25 protein-coding genes are annotated in these 20,434 nt (G+C 70.2%); 21 read left to right on the top strand and 4 right to left on the bottom strand.

Annotated elements, in window-relative coordinates; translation table 11 throughout:
* Positions 1–62: 62 nt before the first annotated feature.
* From K1T34_RS12515 to K1T34_RS12535, 5 genes are read left to right on the top strand one after another with little or no spacing between them, the layout of a single operon-like run.
* Entirely contained in the window at positions 63–584 is a 522-nt protein-coding gene (locus K1T34_RS12515) for a VOC family protein (RefSeq protein ID WP_220244432.1), read from the top strand.
* Positions 581–982 (top strand): nuclear transport factor 2 family protein, encoded by a 402-nt coding sequence (locus tag K1T34_RS12520; protein WP_220244433.1) that lies wholly within the window; start codon positions 581–583, stop codon positions 980–982. The genes K1T34_RS12515 and K1T34_RS12520 overlap by 4 nt, the downstream gene beginning before the upstream one ends.
* Positions 982–1,818 (top strand): fumarylacetoacetate hydrolase family protein, encoded by an 837-nt coding sequence (locus tag K1T34_RS12525; protein WP_220244434.1) that lies wholly within the window; start codon positions 982–984, stop codon positions 1,816–1,818. Before K1T34_RS12520 ends, K1T34_RS12525 begins: the two co-directional genes overlap by 1 nt.
* 1 nt (position 1,819) lies before the next feature.
* Positions 1,820–2,458, top strand: a complete 639-nt coding sequence (locus tag K1T34_RS12530; protein ID WP_220244435.1) for a TetR/AcrR family transcriptional regulator — start codon at positions 1,820–1,822, stop codon at positions 2,456–2,458.
* A gap of 58 nt (positions 2,459–2,516) precedes the next feature.
* A complete protein-coding gene (locus K1T34_RS12535) occupies positions 2,517–3,431 on the top strand; it encodes an NADP-dependent oxidoreductase (protein WP_220244436.1) in 915 nt (304 codons plus the stop codon).
* Positions 3,432–3,515: 84 nt separating this feature from the next.
* On the opposite strand, the gene K1T34_RS12540 is transcribed toward K1T34_RS12535, so the two are convergent.
* From K1T34_RS12540 to K1T34_RS12550, 3 genes are all read right to left on the bottom strand, one after another.
* Positions 3,516–4,010, bottom strand: coding sequence for a flavin reductase family protein (locus tag K1T34_RS12540; RefSeq protein ID WP_220244437.1), 495 nt, complete (start codon positions 4,008–4,010; stop codon positions 3,516–3,518).
* Positions 4,011–4,297: 287 nt separating this feature from the next.
* Positions 4,298–4,900 (bottom strand): NADPH-dependent FMN reductase, encoded by a 603-nt coding sequence (locus K1T34_RS12545; RefSeq protein WP_220244438.1) that lies wholly within the window; start codon positions 4,898–4,900, stop codon positions 4,298–4,300.
* A 5-nt stretch (positions 4,901–4,905) separates the two neighbouring features.
* On the bottom strand, positions 4,906–5,355 hold the full coding sequence (locus K1T34_RS12550) for a RidA family protein (protein WP_220244439.1): 450 nt from the start codon (positions 5,353–5,355) through the stop codon (positions 4,906–4,908).
* A gap of 180 nt (positions 5,356–5,535) precedes the next feature.
* Here K1T34_RS12550 and K1T34_RS12555 point away from each other — a divergent pair, with 180 nt between their 5' ends.
* The 16 genes from K1T34_RS12555 to K1T34_RS12630 all read left to right on the top strand — a co-directional run bounded on the left by K1T34_RS12555 (position 5,536) and on the right by K1T34_RS12630 (position 19,588).
* Positions 5,536–6,933 carry an amidohydrolase family protein gene (locus K1T34_RS12555; protein ID WP_220244440.1) on the top strand — a complete coding sequence of 466 codons (1,398 nt, stop codon included), beginning with the start codon at positions 5,536–5,538 and terminating at the stop codon, positions 6,931–6,933.
* A gap of 89 nt (positions 6,934–7,022) precedes the next feature.
* Positions 7,023–7,994 (top strand): hypothetical protein, encoded by a 972-nt coding sequence (locus tag K1T34_RS12560; RefSeq protein WP_220244441.1) that lies wholly within the window; start codon positions 7,023–7,025, stop codon positions 7,992–7,994.
* The gene (locus tag K1T34_RS12565; protein WP_220244442.1) at positions 7,987–8,820 is read left to right on the top strand and encodes a hypothetical protein; all 834 of its coding nucleotides are present in this window, start codon (positions 7,987–7,989) and stop codon (positions 8,818–8,820) included. Before K1T34_RS12560 ends, K1T34_RS12565 begins: the two co-directional genes overlap by 8 nt.
* An 18-nt stretch (positions 8,821–8,838) precedes the next feature.
* Positions 8,839–9,135, top strand: a complete 297-nt coding sequence (locus K1T34_RS12570; RefSeq protein WP_220244443.1) for a BMC domain-containing protein — start codon at positions 8,839–8,841, stop codon at positions 9,133–9,135.
* Between the two features lie 41 nt (positions 9,136–9,176).
* Positions 9,177–9,521 (top strand): BMC domain-containing protein, encoded by a 345-nt coding sequence (locus K1T34_RS12575; RefSeq protein WP_220244444.1) that lies wholly within the window; start codon positions 9,177–9,179, stop codon positions 9,519–9,521.
* A gap of 11 nt (positions 9,522–9,532) precedes the next feature.
* Entirely contained in the window at positions 9,533–9,796 is a 264-nt protein-coding gene (locus tag K1T34_RS12580) for a EutN/CcmL family microcompartment protein (protein WP_220244445.1), read from the top strand.
* A complete protein-coding gene (locus tag K1T34_RS12585) occupies positions 9,793–10,857 on the top strand; it encodes a PEP/pyruvate-binding domain-containing protein (protein ID WP_220244446.1) in 1,065 nt (354 codons plus the stop codon). The genes K1T34_RS12580 and K1T34_RS12585 overlap by 4 nt, the downstream gene beginning before the upstream one ends.
* A 51-nt stretch (positions 10,858–10,908) precedes the next feature.
* Positions 10,909–12,732, top strand: coding sequence for a PEP-utilizing enzyme (locus tag K1T34_RS12590; protein ID WP_220244447.1), 1,824 nt, complete (start codon positions 10,909–10,911; stop codon positions 12,730–12,732).
* Between the two features lie 3 nt (positions 12,733–12,735).
* Positions 12,736–13,434: an HAD-IA family hydrolase gene (locus tag K1T34_RS12595; RefSeq protein ID WP_220244448.1), complete on the top strand. Its 699-nt coding sequence runs from the start codon at positions 12,736–12,738 to the stop codon at positions 13,432–13,434.
* A 20-nt stretch (positions 13,435–13,454) separates the two neighbouring features.
* Positions 13,455–14,126 (top strand): histidine phosphatase family protein, encoded by a 672-nt coding sequence (locus K1T34_RS12600; RefSeq protein ID WP_220244449.1) that lies wholly within the window; start codon positions 13,455–13,457, stop codon positions 14,124–14,126.
* A 26-nt stretch (positions 14,127–14,152) separates the two neighbouring features.
* The gene (locus K1T34_RS12605) at positions 14,153–15,619 is read left to right on the top strand and encodes a 2-hydroxymuconic semialdehyde dehydrogenase (protein WP_220244450.1); all 1,467 of its coding nucleotides are present in this window, start codon (positions 14,153–14,155) and stop codon (positions 15,617–15,619) included.
* Between the two features lie 11 nt (positions 15,620–15,630).
* Positions 15,631–16,443: a 2-keto-4-pentenoate hydratase gene (locus tag K1T34_RS12610; protein ID WP_255638473.1), complete on the top strand. Its 813-nt coding sequence runs from the start codon at positions 15,631–15,633 to the stop codon at positions 16,441–16,443.
* Positions 16,443–17,375 (top strand): acetaldehyde dehydrogenase (acetylating), encoded by a 933-nt coding sequence (locus K1T34_RS12615; RefSeq protein WP_220244451.1) that lies wholly within the window; start codon positions 16,443–16,445, stop codon positions 17,373–17,375. The genes K1T34_RS12610 and K1T34_RS12615 overlap by 1 nt, the downstream gene beginning before the upstream one ends.
* Positions 17,372–18,385 carry a 4-hydroxy-2-oxovalerate aldolase gene (dmpG, locus tag K1T34_RS12620; RefSeq protein WP_220244452.1) on the top strand — a complete coding sequence of 338 codons (1,014 nt, stop codon included), beginning with the start codon at positions 17,372–17,374 and terminating at the stop codon, positions 18,383–18,385. Before K1T34_RS12615 ends, dmpG begins: the two co-directional genes overlap by 4 nt.
* Positions 18,382–19,158: a 2-keto-4-pentenoate hydratase gene (locus K1T34_RS12625; protein WP_220244453.1), complete on the top strand. Its 777-nt coding sequence runs from the start codon at positions 18,382–18,384 to the stop codon at positions 19,156–19,158. Before dmpG ends, K1T34_RS12625 begins: the two co-directional genes overlap by 4 nt.
* Before the next feature lie 13 nt (positions 19,159–19,171).
* Positions 19,172–19,588 (top strand): RidA family protein, encoded by a 417-nt coding sequence (locus K1T34_RS12630; RefSeq protein ID WP_220244454.1) that lies wholly within the window; start codon positions 19,172–19,174, stop codon positions 19,586–19,588.
* Between the two features lie 32 nt (positions 19,589–19,620).
* Here the strand turns inward: K1T34_RS12630 and K1T34_RS12635 are convergent, their stop codons facing one another.
* Positions 19,621–20,397 carry an IclR family transcriptional regulator gene (locus tag K1T34_RS12635; protein WP_220244455.1) on the bottom strand — a complete coding sequence of 259 codons (777 nt, stop codon included), beginning with the start codon at positions 20,395–20,397 and terminating at the stop codon, positions 19,621–19,623.
* Positions 20,398–20,434 lie beyond the last annotated feature (37 nt).

The raw sequence follows: 20,434 nt of genomic DNA on the forward strand, positions 1-20,434 counted from the left end.
AACACATGGCTTCACCGGCGAAGCTCTCCCACGTCGTCCTGTAAAGCAGGCAGGTGCCGAAGATGCGGGACTGGTACGTGAAAACCCTCGACGGCCGGGTGGTGCACGAGACACCCGACATGGTGTTCGTGACCTACGACGACGAGCACCACCGCATCGCGGTCGCGGATCCGACGTCGGCGATGGCCGACGGGGAGGTCGCGGCGCTGCTGGGCGGCCCGCGGAGCGAACTCTCGGCCGAGGAGCTGGCGGCGCTGCCGTTGCACGGGCTGGCGCACGTGGCGTTCACCTACGGCAGCCTGCGTGAGCTGCTCGAGACGTGGGAACGCCTCGACGCCGACGGGGTGCGGCCGCTGCAGGCCGTGAACCACGGGCCGACGACGTCGGTCTACTACGCCGACCCCGACGGCAACCAGATCGAGCTCCAGATCGACAACTTCCCGACCACCGAGGAGGGCACGGCCTTCATGCAGTCCGAAAGCTTCGCGCGCAATCCGTTCGGGGTGGTGTTCGACCCGGCCGCCCTGCTCACCGAGCTGCGCGCCGGGAAGTCCGAGGCCGAGCTGACGGTGCCGACGTGGTGAGTGAGGCGCGGTTCGCGTGCGAGGACGTGGTGCGCGCGTCGTTCCGGCTCATCGACGAGGGCCACGCGAGCGCGTCGGCCGAGTGCTACACCGACGACGCGACGCTGGTCATGGCCAGCACCAAGGAGATTCGCGCGGAGGGTGGGCAGATTCGCGAGGCCATGCGTCGCCGGGAGCAGGAGGACCGGCCGACGCTGCACGTGGTGTCGCCGTCGTGGTTCGACCTCGACGGCGACCGCGCCGAATGCGGCTGCGACCTGCAGGTGTACGCCCTCGGCGACCCAGCCGCGCCGCCGCACCTGCGGACGGTGAGCCGCGTCCACGACGTCCTGACTCGCGAGGCAGGACGCTGGCGCATCGCCGAGCGCCGCATCACCGTGCTGGCCGGGGCCGGCTGATGCGCCTCTACCGGACGACGCAAGGGCTGGCGCGCGGCGAGGGCGACGAGTTGCTGCTGCTCGACGTGCCGCACCACGACGTCGCCGAGCTGCTGGTGGACAACGCGCAGGACGCCGCCGTGCGAGGGCGGTTGCCGCTCGCGGAAGCCACGTTGCTGGCGCCCGTCGCGCAGCCGAAGACGGTGGTGATCGTCGGGGCCAACTACGCCGGGCACATCGCGGAAGCCGGGCTGAAAGTCCCGACCACGCCCGCGTTTTTCCCGATCACGCCGGGGCCGGAGCTGTTCGTCGGGACCGGGAAGCCGATCGTCCTGCCCGCCGAGGCACCGGATCGGGTCGACTACGAAGCCGAGCTGGCCGTCGTCCTCGGGGCACCGGCCGGCGACGTCAAAGTCGAGGACGCCGCGCGCTGCATCGCGGGTTTCACCGTCGCCAACGACGTGTCGGCGCGCGACGTCCAGTTCCGCGGGATGCGCGACGGCGCCGTCGTCGACTTGTCACTTCTCCAGCGCGCCAAGGGGTTTCCGACGTTCAAGCCGCTCGGCCCCGTGCTCGTGACGCCGGACGAGCTCGGCGACGACCTCGCCGTCACCACCCGGGTGAACGGTGTGCTCAGGCAACAAGGGCGCACGAGTGAGATGCTGTTCCCGGTGGCCGAGCTCGTCGCGGCTGTTTCGGCGAAGATCCCGCTGGCGGCGGGAGACGTCATCCTCACCGGAACGCCCGCCGGCGTCGCACTCGCGTCGGGTGATTACCTGCGGGCGGGTGACGTCGTCGAGGTGAGTGTCGAGGGGATCGGCAGCCTGCGCAACGAGGTGAGCACAGGAGGCAGCTGACATGAGTTCCGAGAAGCGCACGGCGTCGCCCCGCGGGCAGCGGCGCGCGGCGCTGATCGAGGTGGCCGCCGACCTGTTCACCCGCAAGCCCTACGACGAGATCTACATCAGCGAGATCGCCGAAGCCGCGGGCGTCGCGCACGGGCTGCTGTTCTACCACTTCAAGGACAAGCGCGGCCTGTACCTCGCGGTGCTGCAGCAGGCGCTCGACGAGCTCATCGAGCTGCACCGCCCGCGCGACGACGAGCACACGCGCGAGCAACGCATGCGCGGCCTGCTGCGCCGCCACATCGAGTACCGGCGCGCGCACGTCCACACCATGCTCGCGTTCATCCGCGCCGGCGGCCAGGACCCGGAGGTGGACGAGCTCTTCGAACGCGCCCGCCGCGCCGGCGCCGAGTTCGTGGTCGACCTGCTGGGCCTCACCACGGAACCGCCGCCGCGCGTGCGCGTCGCGATCCGCGGCATCATGGGCATGCTCGACGAAACCACGCTCGACTGGCTCACCCACGACTGCGACGTCCCCGCGACCGAACTCGAAAACCTCGTGTACGACGCGGTTGTCGCCATCCTCGCCACGGTGTCGTCGGCGTACCCCGAGCTGGGCGAGGCGGTCGCGGAGCTGCACGCGGCGGCGTGAGGCGAGCTCGCGGCGGTAAGTTCTCGATGACCGCACCGGATTCGGGGTTAGGGGAAGCATGAAAGCCATCACCGTCCAGGATCGCGCCGCCGGTGTCGGCGGGATGTCCCTTGTGGACCGGCCCCATCCGCACGCCGCGGAGAACGACGTGGTCGTGCGGGTGCACGCGGCCGGCTTCACGCCTGGTGAGCTCGAGTGGCCCGGCACGTGGACCGACCGGGCCGGGCGGGACCGGACGCCGAGCGTGCCCGGGCATGAGCTGTCCGGGGTGGTGGCCGAGCTCGGGTACGGCACGACCGGGCTCACGGTGGGACAACGCGTGTTCGGGCTCGCGGACTGGACGCGGGACGGGTCGCTCGCCGAGTTCGCGGCCGTGGAGGCCCGCAACCTGGCACCGTTGCCCTCGGACATCGACTACACCGCGGGTGCGGCGTTGCCGATCTCGGGGCTCACGGCGTGGCAGGCGCTGTTCGACCACGGCCGGCTCGAACCCGGGCAGACGGTGCTGGTCCACGGCGCGGCAGGGGGTGTCGGGTCGATCGCGGTGCAGCTCGCACGGGAGGCGGGGGCGACGGTGATCGGGACCGGGCGGGGGCACAACCGTGAGGCGGCCCTGGACCTCGGCGTGCATTCGTTCGTTGACCTGGAGGCCGACCGGCTGGAAGACGTCGGTGAGGTCGACCTGGTGCTGGACGTGTTCGGCGGGGAGATCGGGGACCGTTCGGCGGGGGTCGTCCGCGCCGGTGGGACTTTGGTGACCATCGCGGGGCTGCCGAACGCGTGGCCGCGGGACGGGCGCGCCATCTTCTTCGTGGTCGAAGCCGACCGGGCGCGGCTGGCCGACCTGGCGCAGCGGGTTCGCGACGGGCGGCTGCGGGTCCTGGTCGGGGCCGTCCATCCGCTGGAGGAAGCCGCCGCGGCTTTCGCGCCGGGCCGGCGCAGCCAGGGAAAGACGATCATCCGCACGATCTGAGCCGGCGTGAACGCGCGGGATCAAGCACGTTCACGCGCGTTCACGCCGAACCTGCAATCGTTTACAACGCTAAACAGAAGGACGTCACGCACTCTGAGCCAGCAACGAATGCGTCCCGAACGTCCGTGAGTGGTACGTCAGCGGAGCCGCCGTGGCCGTCGAAGCGGAGACGACCCGTCCGAAAAGGACGATGTGGTCCCCACCCTCGACTTCCTGGCTCACCGCGCATGCCAGCCACCCGGGAACACCCGCCAGCCGAGGCAGTTCGTTGTCGCGCTGCCAGTCGACACCGGCGAACTTCTCCCCCATCTCGAGCTTCTTCGCGAACGACCGTGCCGTCTCGGCCTGCGCCGCGCCGAGTACGTTCACCCCAAAGCGCCGCGACTTCCGGATCAACCCCAGGAGCCGAGACGTTTTGTCCAACGACACCAGCACCATCGGCGGATCCATGGACAGCGACGTGAACGCGCTGACCGTCGTCCCGTGCGGCGAGTCGTCGTGGAACGCGGTCACCACCGAGACCGGCGTGGCGACTCCGGCCATGACGTCGCGAAAGTCGTTCTGCAACTGCGTGAGCATGCTACCTCCTTGTGGCATGGGTAACGTCGGTCGAAAAAATCCACAATGGACTCGGTGATCGCGCACCCGCCTTTGACTACCGACGGATCGATGCCGTAGTTCTCGGCCCAGCGCGTGGCCAGCACCATCACGACCCCATGCCCGCCCGCCGAATGACCGGCGACAACCACCCGCCGCGGATCCGCACCGACGGTAGGGCCGTAGGGAATGTCGAGGAAACACTTCAAGCCGGACACCCGGCGGCGCACCGAGGTCGAGCGGACTGTCCACAAGAGACCATCACTTCGTCAGAAAACGAATTCCCGTTCCCGCGGGTCGAGGCCGCGTGCGTTGGTGCTCTGGGTGAATTCCGCGAAGTCGGACAGGAACCGGCGAAGCAGGGACCGGACCTCTTCGTCCTTCAGGTTTCCCTCGTCGTCGAACTTCATCTTGCCCAGGCTGACCGCCACTTCCGGCCGGCCCATCAGCACCGCGTCGAAAAACAGGAGGGCACCGCGCAACGCCGACTGGCCGCGCAGCGTTCCGCCGGTGCCGATGCTCGCGCCGACCAAGCCGATCGGCTTGAACCGCAGGCAGTTGAACGGCGGCGGGAACGACAGCCAGTCGAGCAGGTTCTTGAACGCGCCCGGCACGCTGTTGCAGTACTCCGGCGTCGCGAGCACGAGGCCGTCCGCCGCACGCACCCTTTCGGCGATGGCCCGCACCACCGCGGGCGGCTGCCCGTCTTCGAGGAGGTCGACGTTGAGGTTCGGCACCTCGCTCCAGTCGTCGAGGAGATCGAGGGTGACGCCGGCGGGCGCCTCGTCAGCAAGAGCCTTGAGCAGGCCGTGGTTGTAGGAGCCGGAACGAAGGCTTCCGCAAATTCCGAGAAGACGAAGATCTTTGGTCATGAGAATCAGCCGCTCTGATCCAGGACCACGGGACCAGAACGAGCTGGCACGGCCGCGATCGCGTTGACTTCGAAATGAAGACCCCTGGGCACGAGACGGGAAACCTCGACTGTGGTCGAAGTAGGCATCGCGGGGAACAGTTCGCGCATCACGGTCGTGACGATCGCGTTGTCCCGTTCGACATCGGTCAGGAACTTGGTGAGGGAAACTACGTGCTCCAGGCCCGCTCCCGCAAGCGCCAGAACCCTTGCGAGGTAGCGGAAAGCCCGGCGCACCTCGGCTTCGACCTCCGGCGAGTCGTCGTCGCCGTCTGGCACACCCGGACACCCGGCGACGAAAACCAGTTCGCTGCCGGGCGAAATCCGGATTGCCGGGGTGAAGGGCAAATCGGGAGTGTGGAAGATTTCGGAAGCGTCGCCATAGGACGTGAACGCAGGAGTTCGAGGATCGTGCACGACGGTGCACCTTTCGTCTTACAAACGTTTGCAGTACTATAAGCAGGCGTTCCGGACCCGTCAAGCAACGGTTGTGCAGCGCTTCACCGGCGCGAATCCGGGCGGGCATCAACCAGACCACCACCTCGGCCATGCCGTCGAAACGACGGCGGCGCAACGCATCCAAGGAGGCACCAGCCCGTGAAGAAGACCTTGCTCAAGGGCGGCTCGGTTCTGACGATGGACCCGGCACTCGGCGATTTCCGCGGCGACGTGCTGATCGGCGACGACAGGATCCTCGACGTCGCGCCGAAGATCGACGAGAGCGAGGTCGACGAGGTCATCGACGCCGCCGACTCGATCGTGCTGCCCGGCCTCATCGACTGCCACAACCACCTGTGGCAAGCCCCCATCCGCGGCCTGGCTTCAAGCTGCTGGGGCCGCGAGTACTTCGGCGTCATCCACCCCCTCGCCGGCCGCTACCGCCCGCAGGACATGCACGACGCGACGTTCGGCGCCGGTTCGGAGCTACTGCTCAACGGTGTGACCACCGTATTCGATTTCTGCCACGCCACCAACTCGCCCGAACACGCCGAGGCGTCACTGGAAGCCTTGGAAAACGTGGGAATCCGCGCGGTCTTCGGCTTCTGCTTCCGCCCGCGGCCCGAAGCGGGCACCAGCTCGTTCGACACCCTCGACGAACGCATCGCCGTGCTGCAACGGCTCGCAACCGCCCGCACCACCACCGACCGCGTGCAGCTCGGCGTCGCGCTGAACAACATCGACCACGTCACGCTCGAAGCCCACGCTCGCGAGGTCAAAGCCGCCCGCGAGATCGGGCTCGTCTCGACGCTGCACTCCAACCTGCAGGGCCAGGTCACCTCGTCGCACGAGCTCGGCCTGCTCGGGCCCGACGTCCTCTGGGTGCACGCCGGCCCGGCGACCGATGCCGAGCTCACGATGCTGCGCGAGAACGGCGGCACGATCGTCAGCACGCCCCAGATCGAGGCCGGGCACATGGGCGTGGTGCCGATGATCGGACGCGCGGTCCACCAGCAGGTACCCCTCGTCTTCGGCGTCGACGCCACCGCCGCCGTCAACGGTGATTTCCTCACCCACCTCAGGATCGGCCACGCGCTCAGCCGCCTCACCGAGGCGATGGCCGAGCGCCAGGTCGGCCGCTCAGGCGTTCGCACGCCCACCTTCCCCTCCGTCGACGCGCCCGCGTTGCTGCGCATGGCTACCCTCGACGCGGCCCGCGCGCTCGGCCTCGCCGACCGCGTCGGCAGCCTCACGCCGGGCAAGCAGGCCGACGTCCTCGTGCTGCGGACAGGCCCCTTCGGGCTCGGCGCCGGTTCCGTGGCCGACCACGTGGTTTTCCAGGCTTCGTCACGCGACATCGACCTTGTGTTCGTGGACGGCGTCCCCCGCGTCCGGGCAGGCGCGCTCACCGGCGTGTCCCTGCCCGAGCTGCGCACCCGCCTGGACGGAGTCCGCGACTGGGTGCTCGGCCGCGCTCCGGGGAGCCACTGGACCGAACTGAGCGCCGAGGACCGCAAGCGCTACGAAGAAGGTCAGGGCAAGGCCACCCCGGCCTGAGCGGGCCCGCGCGGCGGGTGAAATTCGTGTCCGGATGCACCGGACAACGACACGAACCCGGGGCCGTCGGCGGCCTAACGTCAACCAGCATGTCACGGGTATTCCATTTATCGCCGGCCGGCGAACGGGCCCGAACGCCGGAGCCCCCGCCGGCCGCGCCGGAGCCACGGCGGGCCGGCATCGTCGCGGGTTACCTCGCTCCACACCCGCCGCACCTGATCTACGCCGACAACCCGCCGCAGAACGAGCCGCGCAGCACCGGCGGCTGGGAGACACTGCGGTGGGCCTACGACGAGGTCCGGCGCCGGATTCGGGAGCTGCAGCCGGACGTGCTCGTGGTGCACGCGCCGCACTGGATCACGATGGTCGGCCACCACGTCAACTGCGTGCCCAACCCGCGCGGGGTGTCGGTCGAGCCGATCTTCCCGAACCTGTTCCGCTACCACTTCGACTTCCGCACCGACGTGGAGCTCGCCGAGGCCATGGTGGGCAGTTTCGAGGAGCACGGCCTGGTCACGCGGGCCATGCGCGAGCCCGGCGTGCGCGTGGACTACGCGACGATCGGCGCGCTGCACATGGCGAACCCGCGCTGGGACATCCCGGTCGTGTCGATCAGCGCCAACAACAACCCGTACTTCTACGCCGACGCCGAGCTGGAGCAGATGGACGTGCTCGGTACCGCGACCCGCGTCGCGATCGAGCGGACCGGCCGCCGGGCGGTGCTGCTGGCGTCGAACTCGTTGTCGCACTTGCACTTCGACCGCGAGACCGAGCTGCCCGAGGACATGGGCCGCGAGTACGCGTACAACAACGACCAGTACCGCGCCGACATGAAGCTGCTCGAAACCGTGCGCAGCCAACCGACTTCGGCGTTGCGCACGGCGATCCCCGAGCACATCGAGGCCAGTGAGGCCGAGACGAAGTCGGGCAGCCTGAGCTGGCTGCTGGCCGCGCTGGGCTGGCCGGACACCACCGGCGACATCCTGGGCTACGGCACGATCATCGGCACCGGCAACGCCGTGGTCGAGTGGCGCCCCGAGGGGGTGCGCGCTCGTGGCTGACGCCGTGGTCGCCGCCGCCCTCGTGCCGGGCATGCCGCAGCTGCTCGCGAAGAACCCCGCGCCGAGCTGGGCCGACCTGCGCGCCGGTGTCGAGCAGGTCGGCGAGGACTTCCGCGCGACCGGGGTGGACACCGTGCTGCTCATGTCGACGCAGTGGTTCACCGTGCTCGGGCACCAGTTCCAGCTCGACCCCAACCCGCGCGGCGAGCGGCTGGACGAGAACTGGTACGCCTACGACTACGGGCGCATCAGCTACGACCTGCAGGTCGACACCGACCTCGCGGAACGCTGGGTCGGCCTGACCACCGACCGCGGCCTGCAGGCGCGGCGCACGCGCTACGACGGCTTCCCGATCGACACCGGCACCGTCACCATCGCGAACCTGCTCGACCCCGGCCGCCGGTTCCGCTACGCGATGGTGTCCTGCAACCTCTACGCCGAGGTCGACAACATCGCCACGCTCGGCGAAACCGGTGTCGCCGCGGCGGCCGCGACCGGTCGCCGGGTCGGAGTGGTCGTGGTGTCCGGCCTGTCCGCCGGGCTCATCCAACGCTGGATCGAGCCGTCCGAAGACGGTATCGCCACGCCCGTGCAGGACAAGTGGAACCGCCGGATCCTCGACGCGCTCGTGCGCGGCGACGCGCAAGAGGCACTCGACCTCCGCGAAAGTTTCGCCCGCGAAGCGGCGGCCGACAGCCAGTTCCGCGCACTGGCCTTCCTGCTCGGCGCCGGCGTGCTGGAACAGCCCGGCGAACTCCTGTCCTACGGCCCGATCTGGGGCACCGGCGCCGCGGTCGTCCGCTGGCGTCCCACCACTTCCCGCTAGTCAGAAAGAGAGAGCCCCATGGCCAACACCGCGGTCGGATTCGTGGAGACGGAAGGGTTCGTGCCGATCTTCGACGCCGTCGACGCGATCGTCAAAGCCACCAACGTGACGGTGGAAGGCGTCGTGCGCCTCGGCGGTGGCATCGTCGCGGTCGCGCTGTCCGGCGACCTCGCCACCGTCGAGGAAGCGACCGAGATCGCCGAGGAGACGGCGAAGGCCGTGTCGGGCGCGCAGGTGCGTTCGGTCGTGTTCGCCAACCCGTGCGACGCCGTCGCGGCCGTCGCCGCCCACACCGCTCTGCTCGAAGGCAACTGAGCCACCAAGGAACCGGGCTCACCAAGAACAAGGAGACATCCATGGCCGGGAACACGAATTCGGCTGGCGCGATCGGTGTCGTCGAGACCCGCGGCATCGTGGCGCTCACGGCGGGGATCGAGGCGATGATCAAGACCGCCGACGTCCGGTGCATCGCGGTCGACCGCGTGTCCAGCGGCTACCTCGTGGCCGCGATCCAGGGCCAGCTGGCCGCCGTCCGCCAGGCACTCGACGCCGGCACCGCCGCCGTGAAGCGCTACGGCGACCTGCGGGCCGCCCAGATCTACCCGCGCCCGAGTGAGGCCGCGGCGGCGCTGCTCGAGACGCGTCGCGCGGAGTCTTTCCGCGAAGCCGTGCTGGAGTTGCCGAGCGGGGGCCAGTCGTGATCCTCGGCCGCGTGATCGGCCGGGTGTGGTCCGACCGGCAGCTGCCCGGGCTGGCGACGCGCCGCCTCGTGCTCGTGCGCACGATCGGCGCCGACGCCATCACCGTCGCGGTCGACCTGCTCGACGCCAGCCCCGGGGCCACCGTCCTCGTGAACACCGACGAAGCGGCCGCCGCGGCCACCGGCGAAGCGACAGTCGACGCCGCCGTGGTCGCGCTGGTGTCCGACTACGACGAACCCAGCGACCAGTTGACCAAGGAAAGGGCCGACCGATGACCGCGGCGAGCACTCTGCACATCGGGATGGGCGACAACGCTGTCACCACCGCACAGGCCGGTGGCAAGGGTCGCTCGCTGGACACGTTGTGCCGCTTGGGAGTCCGGGTTCCCGAAGCGTTCGTGGTGACCACGGACGCCTATCGCGCGGCGGTGACCGGGAGCCTCGGCAAGGAGCTGGACCGCCGGATCCGCGCGCTGCACCCGGAAGCCGACCTCACCGTGCTGACCGACGAGTCGGCCGCGATCCGCGAGCTGCTGTTCGCCGAGACCGAGCAGCACGGCGCCGACGCGGACATCCGGGTGGCTTACGCCGAACTCGCCGAACGCACGGGCGACGACGAGCCGCCCGTGGCCGTGCGGTCGAGCTCGGCCGCGGAGGACTCCGCGGACCGCAGCTTCGCGGGCGAGCACGACAGCTACCTGTGGGTCATCGGCGCCGACGAGGTGTCGGCTGCCGTCCGGCGCTGCTGGGCGAGCCTGTTCACCGCGCGCGCCATCAGCTACCGGGCGCGCGACGGCGTCGAGAGCACCGACGACGCCATGGGCGTGGTCGTGCAGCGCATGGTCGACGCCACCGCGGCCGGCGTGTTCATGACCCTCAACCCGGCCAACGGCGACCGGTCGAAGGTCGTCATCGAATCGGTGTGGGGCCTGGGCGAACCGCTGGTGAGCGGCACGGTGACGCCCGACCGGTTCGTGATCGACAAGATCACTCGCGAGATCCTCACCCGCGACATCGCCGAGAAGGCCACCCGCGCCACCCGCGACCCCGAGACCGGCAAGGGCATCGCGACCGTCCCCGTCGACGATGCGGACCAGTCGCAACCGTCCCTCCACAAGGGACACATCGAACAGCTGCTCGAAATCGCCGCGCTGATCGAGAAGCACGCCGGCACCCCGCAGGACGGCGAGTTCGCCATCGACGGCGACCACGTGCACGTGGTGCAGGCCCGCCCGGAAACGGTGTGGAGCACCAAACCGCCGAAGCAGGTGTCGCAGGAGAACCGGGGCGCGCTCGCCCACGTGCTCGCGGCCCTGACCGGCGGCACGAAACCCTGACCAGAACCCCCACCCCGCACTGATCTGCTCCCATCGAGAAAGGGACCAACGATGGTCGCTGCCACCTTCCCCGGGCCATTCGATCTCGACCCACCCCCAGGCGCCGAAGGCTGGGAATCGCTCTACAACTGGTACCACCTGTTCGGCGAGGACCGCCGCAAGGCCGACGAGGGCAAGTTCTGGTTCCAGGACGCCCTGCACCACCCCTACGTGCTGCACCCCTACGACGAGATCCAGTGCGAGTGCTGGTGGCAGGCGCTCGGTGCGATGAACACCCGCGTGTTCGCGGTGCCGCCGGCGTTCGGCCTCGAACAGCGCATCCTCAACGGCCGCCTGTACGTCTCGCCGGTGGCCGCGCCGGCCGAGCAGATCGCCGCACGCGCCGAGGAGTTCGGCGAGCGCGCGGGCCACTACTACGAGCGGTGGGACGAGATCTACGCGGAGTGGAAGGAAAAGGTCGCCGAACGCATCGAGCTCATCCGCGGCCTGAGCTTCGCACCGCTGCCCGATCGCGAGCCGCTGTCCACAGTGACCGGACACCTCGGACACTCGGCCGGGTACCGCTGGGAACGCGACTTCAGCCTCATGATCACCACGATGTACGAGACGTACCAGTGGCACTTCGAGATGCTGAACATCGGTTACGCCGCGTACCTCACGTTCTTCCAGTTCTGCCAGAACGCCTTCCCCGGCATCGGCGACCAGTCCGTGTCGCGGATGGTCGGCGGCCTGCACGTGGAGCTCTACCGCCCCGACGACGAGCTCAAGCGCCTCGCCAAGGAAGCCGAACGTCTCGGCGTGAGCGACACCATCCTCAACGCCGCTCACCTCGACGCCGCCCTCGCCGTGCTGAGCGCCACCGAGTCCGGCCGGGCCTGGGCCGAAGACTGGGAAACCACCAGGGATCCGTGGTTCCACATCAACGCCGACCCCGGCCACCCCGGTGGCGACCACCGGTTCGGCACCTGGGACGACCACCCGGAGATCCCGTTCGGCGCCGTGCGCACCTACCTCGAACGCCTGCGCAAGGGCGAGGTGATCGACCGCCCGACCGAGCGCGTCCTGGCCGAGCGCGAGCGCATCACCGGCGACTACCGCGCGCTGCTCAACCCGGCCGACGTCGACTTGTTCGACGAGCTGGTCGCGCTGGCGCGCAAGGTGTTCGTGTACATCGAGGAGCACGTGCTCTACATCGAACACTGGATGTGGGCCGCGTTCTGGGGCAAGTCGAAGGAACTCGCCCGGTCCCTGGTGGACATGGGTGTGTTCGACGACCCCGAGGACCTGTTCTTCCTGCGGCGCACCGAAGTCGCGGAGCTGATCTTCGACACCGTCGCCGCGTGGTCCACCGGCGCCCCCGGCCGCGGTCGCGCGCACTGGACCCCGATCATCGCCGAGCGCCGCCGCATCTTCACCGCGCTGGAAGCCTGGGAGCCGCCGCCCGCGCTCGGCCCGCCGCCGGAGGCCGTGGCCGAACCGCTCACGGTCATGTTGTGGGGCATCACCACCGACTCCGTCGCGGGCTGGCTCGCCGACTCGGAAACGGAAGACCCCGGCACGTTGCGCGGGGTCGCCGGTTCACCAGGTGTGGTCGAAGGGCCGGTGCGCGTGGTGCGGTCCGTGGTGGAGCTGGCCGAGGTGCAGGACGGCGACGTGCTCGTCTGCCCCGCCACCTCACCCGCTTGGGCGCCGGTGTTCTCGCGGATCGCCGCGACCGTCAGCGACGTCGGCGGCATCATGAGCCACACCGCCATCGTCTGCCGCGAGTACGGCCTGCCGGCGGTAGTCGGCACCGGCCGCGCGGTCTCGACGCTGCGCACCGGCCAGCGCGTCCGTGTCGACGGGGACACCGGCGTCGTCACGGTCCTGGACTGATCCGTGGCCTTCGAAGAACCCTGGTCGCGGCCCGGCCGCGGTCGTGCGCTCCGCCGCGCGGCCGCGGTCCGCTCCCGGGCGGACACGCCCACCCTGCGGCTCACGACCATCGTGCTCGACCTCGGCGGCGTCGTCGTGCCCACGCTGTTCGAGGTGGTCGACGATCCGACATTCCCGAAAGGACCGTTCGGCGAGGACAGGCTCTACGACGGAGTCGAGCAAGGAAAACAGCAGGAACGCGACTACTGGGCCGAGCTGTCGCAACGACGCCCGGACCTCGACCTCGGCGCGTTCATGCGCACGCGCATCACCGTGCGCGACGAGGTCCGCACGATGCTGCGCGACATCGGCGGCCGCGTGCGCCTGGCCGCGCTCACCAACGACATGGCCCACTGGTTCGGCCAGGACTGGGCGGCGAAGTTCCCCGAGTTCGGCGGCTTCGACCTGCTGCTGGAGGCCGGTCGCTACGGCGTGCTCAAGCCCGACCCGTCGGTGTTCCGATGGGCGCTCGGGCAGCTGCGGGAAGAGCCCGAGAGCTGCCTGTTCGTCGACGACCTGCCCTCGAACCTGGCCGGGGCGCGTGCCGTGGGCATGGAGACCGAGCACTTCGCGGTCGGCGACCCGGCGGGCTCGGTCCAGCGCATCCTCGACCGCGTGGGCCTGCACCCGTCCCGCTCCAGCCACCGCGTGTTCCGGCCCTGACGCCCGATCTGGAGGCACTGATGATCCTGCACCTCGTCCGTCACGGCGAGACGGCCAGCTACGAAAGCGACGCCGGTCTCACCGAACGCGGAATCGAGCAGGCCCGGGCGCGTGGCGAAAGCCTCGCGGCCGAACTTCCCGACGGCGCGGCGGTTTCCGTCGCCTACGCACCCACCGCGCGCGCCCAGCAGACCGCTGACGTGCTGCACTCGACTCTCGCCACCGCGCCCCGGCTCAGGCTCGGCGGCAACGACGTCGCGCCGGAGTTCCGCAACCTCCAGCTCCGCGTCGACGGCCAGGACTACGAACCCACCCAAGTCCGTGAGCTCATCCCCACCGCGGGCGGCGCCGGCTGGGCCGAGGAGGCCCGCAAGTTCTGGCAGGCCCACGAAGACGGCGACGCGATGGGGTTCTGGCTGCAGACCCCGCTGATCTGGCACGAATCGCCGGACGCCGTCGTGCGCCGGTTCCTCGACGCGGCGGCGGCCGCGGCCGACCGAGTGCCGGCCGACGAGCACCTCGCCGTCGCCACGCACTCCGGGTGCATGCGCGCGGTCGTCGCGTGGGCGGCCGGGCGCGACCTCGGGGAACCCGACAACGCCGAGGAAGTCGTCCTCGTGCCCACCGGCGGGTCCGTCGCGGTCACCTACCGCGGCGAGACCTGGCACCGCGCCGTGCCCGAGCACGCGTGAACAGTTCCGACGAAAGGAAACCAGTGATGCCGCAGGGAACCCCGGGGGCGTTGCGCAACTTCATCGGGGGCGAGTTCGTCGACGGCCCCCGCACCTTCGCCAAGGTGAGCCCCGTCGACGGGTCGCTGATCGCGCACGTCCACGAGGCCGACCAGGAGCTCGTCGACCGCGCGGTGCGCAGCGCGCGGCAGGCGCTGAACGGCGCGTGGGGCAAGACCACGGCGACCGAGCGCGTCGCCCTGCTGCGGCGGGTCGCGGACCGGATCGAGGAGCGCTTCGACGACCTGCTCGCTGCCGAGATCGCCGACACCGGCAAGCCCGTGGCGCTGGCCACGAACCTCGACGTACGGCGCGCGTCGGCCAACTTCCGCGCGGCCGCGGACATCATCGCGGGCACCGGGCTCGACTCGTTCCTCACCGACGTGGCGACCGGGCAGGCGCTGAACTACGCGATCCGCAAGCCACTGGGTGTAGTGGGCGTGATCGTGCCGTGGAACCTGCCGTTGCTGCTGCTGACGTGGAAGGTCGCGCCGGCGCTCGCGAGCGGCAACGCCGTGGTGGTGAAGCCGTCGGAGGAGACACCGTCGAGCGCCACGCTGCTGGCGGAGATCCTGGCCGAGGCGGGGATGCCCGCCGGGGCGTTCAACGTCGTACACGGGTTCGGTCCCGCGTCGGCGGGCGAGTTCCTGACGACGCACCCGGACGTCGACGGGATCACCTTCACCGGCGAGTCGGCCACCGGCTCGGTGATCATGCGCGCGGTCGCGCCCCACGTGCGGCCGGTGTCGTTCGAGCTGGGCGGGAAGAACGCCGCGGTGGTGTTCGACGACGCCGACCTCGAGCGCGCGGTCGACGGGCTCGAACGGTCCGTGTTCACCAACACCGGGCAGATCTGCCTGTGCACCGAGCGCGTCTACGTGCAGCGCGGCGTCTTCGACGAGGTCGCCGCCGGCCTGGTCGAGCGGGCGAAGGCGCTGCGGTTCGGCCGGCCCGACGACCCGGCCACCACGACCGGTCCGCTCATCTCGCAGACACATCGCGAGAAGGTCATGTCGTACTACGCCGTGGCCGAGAAGGAAGGCGCCGAGCTCCTCGTCGGCGGCGGCATCCCGGACCTCGGCGCGGACCTCGCCGGTGGCGCGTGGGTCGAGCCCGCGCTGTGGACCGGCGTGGACAACTCCGCCCGCGTGGTGCGCGAGGAGGTGTTCGGGCCGGTCGCGACCCTGATCCCGTTCGACACCGAGGACGAGGCGATCCGCTTGGCCAACGACACGTCGTACGGCCTCGCGTCTTCGGTGTGGACCACGAACCTCGAGCGCGGCCACCGCGTCGCCGCCGCGATGCGCGTGGGCATGTCGTGGGTGAACACGTGGTACCTGCGGGACCTGCGGTCGCCGTTCGGCGGCGTCGGGCTTTCGGGCATCGGCCGCGAAGGCGGCGTGCACTCGCTGCACTTCTACAGCGAGCCCACCAATATCTGCATCCAACTGTGAGGGCTTCCTCGATGACAACGACCAAAACCGCCTTCACGACCGCGGTGGACACCGCGGCCGGGCGGCTGCTGCGCGCCGAGCAGACGCGCACTCCCGTCGAACCGGTGCGGGACCTGATCGGCGACGCGGACATCGACCTCGCCTACGCGGTGCAGGCGGCAGTGCTGGAGCGCAAGCTCGCGGCGCCGGGCCGGCGCGTGGCGGGCCGCAAGATCGGCCTGACGTCGGCGGCCGTGCAGAAGCAGTTCGGCGTGTTCCAGCCCGACTTCGGCGTGCTGCTCGACGACATGGTCTTCGGGGACCGCGCCGAGCTGCCGCTGGGGAAGTTCCTGCAGCCGCGCGTCGAAGGCGAGGTCGCGTTCGTGCTGGGCGCCGACCTCCCGGCCGGCGCGACGCTGGTCGACGTGCTGCGCGCGACGGAGTTCGTGCTGCCGGCCATCGAGATCGTCGACTCGCGCATCGCCGGGTGGGACATCAAGATCGCCGACACCGTGGCGGACAACGCGTCCAGCGGCGCGGTCGTGCTCGGGACGACACCGAAGAAGCTTTCCGACGTCGACCTGCCGGCGCTGGGCCTGAGCCTGGAGCACGGCGGCGAACCCGTGTCGACGGGCGTGGGCGCGGCTTGTCTCGGGTCGCCCGCCAACGCCGTGGCGTGGCTCGCCGCCGAGGTCGCCCGGCGTGGTGCGCCGCTGCGCGCGGGTGAGGTCGTGCTCGCCGGCGCGTGGGGGCCGATGGTGGCGGTGCCGGAACCCGGCACCTACCTGGCCCGCTTCGAAGAGGTGGGCGAAGTGCGCGTGACCTTCACCGGGGAGGACGCCTGATGGCCACACCCGTCGCGATCATCGGGTCCGGCAACATCGGCACGGACCTGATGTTCAAGGTCAAGCGCCTGTCGGACCAGCTGGAAGTCGCCGCCCTCGTCGGCATCGACCCCGCGTCCGACGGCCTCGCCCGCGCCCGGCGGCTCGGGATCGCCACCACGTCCGACGGGGTGGAGGGGCTCGTCAAGCTGCCGGAGTTCGCCGGCGTGCGGCTGGTGTTCGATGCGACCTCGGCCGGCGCGCACCGCCACAACTACGAGGTGCTGCGCGAGTACGGCCTGCCGATGGTGGACCTGACGCCGGCGGCGATCGGCCCGTACGTGGTGCCGCCGGTCAACCTCGACGCCCACCTCGGAGCGGCGAACGTCAACATGGTCACGTGCGGCGGCCAGGCGACCACGCCGATCGTCGCCGCGGTTTCGGCGGTGACTCCCGTGGCGTACGCGGAGATCGTCGCGTCCATCGCGTCGCGCTCGGCCGGGCCGGGCACGCGGGCGAACATCGACGAGTTCACGGAGACGACCGCGCGGGCGCTCGAAGTCGTGGGCGGCGCCGAGCGGGGCAAGGCCGTGATCATCCTCAACCCGGCCGAACCCGCGATGAAGATGCGGGACACGGTCTTCTGCCTGGTCGAACAGTCCTCAATGGACGAAGCCGCGGTGAGGGGCTCCATCGAGGACATGGTGGCGCAGGTGCAGAAGTACGTTCCTGGCTACCGGCTGAAGCAGCAGGTGCAGTTCGACGCGGTGGACCACCCGTTCGTGCCGGGGCTCGGGCGGGCGTTCCGCGGGGTGAAGGTGTCGGTGTTCCTCGAGGTGACCGGCGCGGGGCACTACCTGCCGGACTACGCGGGGAACCTGGACATCATGACGTCCGCGGCCCTGCGCACGGCCGAACGCCTGCTGGAGCTCAAGGAAGGGGCGACGCGGTGACGGAGCAGTTGTACGTCCAGGACGTGACGCTGCGGGACGGCATGCACGCGATCGGGCATCAATACTCGGTCGAGCAGGTGCGGACGATCGCGGCGGCGCTGGACGCGTCCGGGGTCGCGGCGATCGAGGTCGCGCACGGCGACGGGCTGGCCGGTTCGAGCGTGATCTACGGCCACGGCGCCGCCGCGGATTCCGGGTGGATCGCGGCGGCGGCTTCCGTGGTTTCGCGGGCCAAGCTCACCACGTTGCTGCTGCCGGGTGTGGGCACCATTGACGACCTGCGGGCCGCGCGGGACCTCGGGGTGTCGAGTGTGCGGATCGCGACGCACTGCACTGAGGCGGACATCGCGATCCAGCACATCCGGTGGGCACGGGAGAACGGCATGGACGTCGCCGGGTTCCTGATGCTGAGTCACCTGAACACGCCTGACGGACTGGCTTCACAGGCCAAAATCATGGAGGACGCGGGCGCGCACTGCGTGTACGTCACCGATTCCGGTGGACGCCTGACCATGAGCGACGTCGCCGCGCGGGTTGACGCGTATCGCGAGGTGCTCGACCCCGGCACGCAGATCGGGATCCACGCCCACGAGAACCTGTCGTTGTCGGTGGCCAACAGCGTCACCGCGGTCGAGCACGGTGCGTACCGCGTGGACGCTTCGCTGGCCGGCCAGGGTGCGGGCGCGGGGAACACGCCGATCGAAGCGTTCATCGCCGTCGCCGACCTGCTCGGCTGGGACCACGGCTGCGACCCGTTCGGCCTGCAGGACGCCGCCGAGGACCTCGTCCGTCCACTTCAGACTCGCCCGGTGCGCGTGGACCGCGAGACGCTGCCCCTGGGCTACGCCGGCGTCTACTCCAGCTTCCTCCTGCACGCCGAACGTGCGGCGAGCCGCTACGGCCTCGACGCGCGCGACATCCTCGTCGAGGTCGGACGGCGTGGCTTGGTCGGCGGCCAGGAGGACATGATCGTCGACGTCGCCCTCGACCTCACGGAGGCGGCCCGATGACCGCACACGTCGGCGAGCTCGCCACCCGCCTCGATGACGCCGCGCGCGACCGCGTGGCCGAGCAGCAGTTGTCGGCCGATCACGACCTGTCGCTGGCCGAGGCGTACGCGGTGCAGCACGCGCTGGTGTCGCGACGGCTCGGGCGCGGGGAGACGCGGGTCGGCGTGAAGCTCGGCTTCACGAGCCGGGCCAAGGCGGCGCAGATGGGCGTGTCCGAGGTGATCATCGGGCAGCTGACCTCCCGGATGCACGTCGAAGAGGGCGCGGAGATCTGGCTGGGCGCGTATGTGCACCCGCGGGTCGAGCCCGAGATCGCGTTCCGGCTGGCGCGCAACATCGATCCGCAGCTGTGGACGGGCAACGTGACCGAAGCCGTCAACGCTGTCGCGCCCGCGGTCGAGATCATCGACTCGCGCTACCGCGATTTCCGGTTCAACCTCGCCGACGTGGTGGCGGACAACACTTCGGCGTCGGGGTTCGTGGTCGGTGCCTGGCAGCCGTTGCCCGCGTCACTGGACAACCGCGGGATGGTCCTCGAACTCGACGGCCGCCTTGTCCAAAGTGGCTCCAGCTCGGCGATCCTCGGTGACCCGCTGCGCGCGGTGGCCGCGGCGATCCGCATGGCCGGACGGCACGACATCCCCCTGCGCGCAGGTGACGTGCTGCTGGCCGGCGCGGGGACCCCGGCCGTCGCGCTGGTCGCGCCCGGCACCGTCAGCGCGACGGTGTCCGGGCTCGGCCGCGTGCGGTTCCGCGTGACGTCCGTCCGATGATGAGGAGGAATTCATGAGTGACGCCAGGACCGTCGCCGGCAAGGCGACGCCGCGGGGCCGGTTCCCGCACCTCAAGGTGGCGGGCGGGTTCGTCTACGTGTCCGGCACGAGCAGCCGCCGGCCGGACAACACCATCGCGGGCGCCGAAGTCGACGAGTTCGGCGCGACGCGGCTGGACATCGAGGCGCAGACTGCGGCCGTGATCGAGAATTTGCGGGATCTGCTCGCGGAGGTCGGCGCGGGGTTGGCGGACCTCGTCCAGGTCACGGCTTACCTCGTGAGCATGAACGACTTCCGGGCCTACAACGAGGTTTACGCGCGGTACTTCGATGAAAACGGGCCGACGCGCACGACAGTGGCCGTGCACCAGCTGCCGCATCCGCACCTGCTGATCGAAATGCAGGCTGTGGCGCTGCTGCCGCGAGACTGACCAGGGCTGACGGCCCTCCGGCGGGAGGGCCGTCAGCGCGTCCACGCCGGTGCGGCGCTGATGAGCCGGGCGCTGATCAAACCGGCGGCATGGGTGACCGACGCGCGGGCCGACTCGACCACGGCCGTGGTGAACATCCCGGCCGGCCCGGACAGCGAGACGCCTCCTATCGGCGTGCCCGAGGAGTCGAAGATCGGTGCCGCGACCGACGTCCGGCCCTGCTGGACAGACCGTGAGGCCAGGAATCCGTCCTGCCGGGCCTGTGTGAGTTCGGCTTCGAGCTGCTTCAGGTCCGGCGCTGGCACGGCGCTTTCGGCGCAGCACTTCTCGACGTGCGCCACGACCTTGTCGAACGGCAGCCAGGACAGCGCCACCTTGCCGCAGACCGTGAGGTGCGCCGGCGCTCGCTGGCCCACCTGGTTGGCCGCGGGCACGTGCGACGGACTGGAGTTGCGGTCCAGGTAGACGATCCAGCCCTGCGTGAGCTGGCACAGGTGCGCGTCCTGCTCGGGCGCGCGGACCAGCGAGTCGAGGATGCCTTCACCGGCTCGCAGCAGACCTGTGCGCTCGATGATCTGGCCCGCGAGCTCGAGCAGCAGCGGGCCGAGCTGGTAACCGCCGCCGGCGCCTTCGAGCATGCCTTCGGAGACGAGCGTGCGGCACAGCTCGTGCGCGGTGCTGCGGGGGATCCCCGCGCGGGCCGACACCTGTCGAACAGACAGGACACCCACCGTCGGGCTGAAGGCGCGCAGCACCTTGCACGCCTTCGCGACCGAAGCCACGCCACCACGTGATTCGTCGTTCGTCATTCCACCACGATAAGTGCGATTTCGAACGGTTCCATCA

The sequence above is a fragment of the Amycolatopsis sp. DSM 110486 genome (assembly GCF_019468465.1).
In the GTDB taxonomy this organism is placed as follows: domain Bacteria; phylum Actinomycetota; class Actinomycetes; order Mycobacteriales; family Pseudonocardiaceae; genus Amycolatopsis.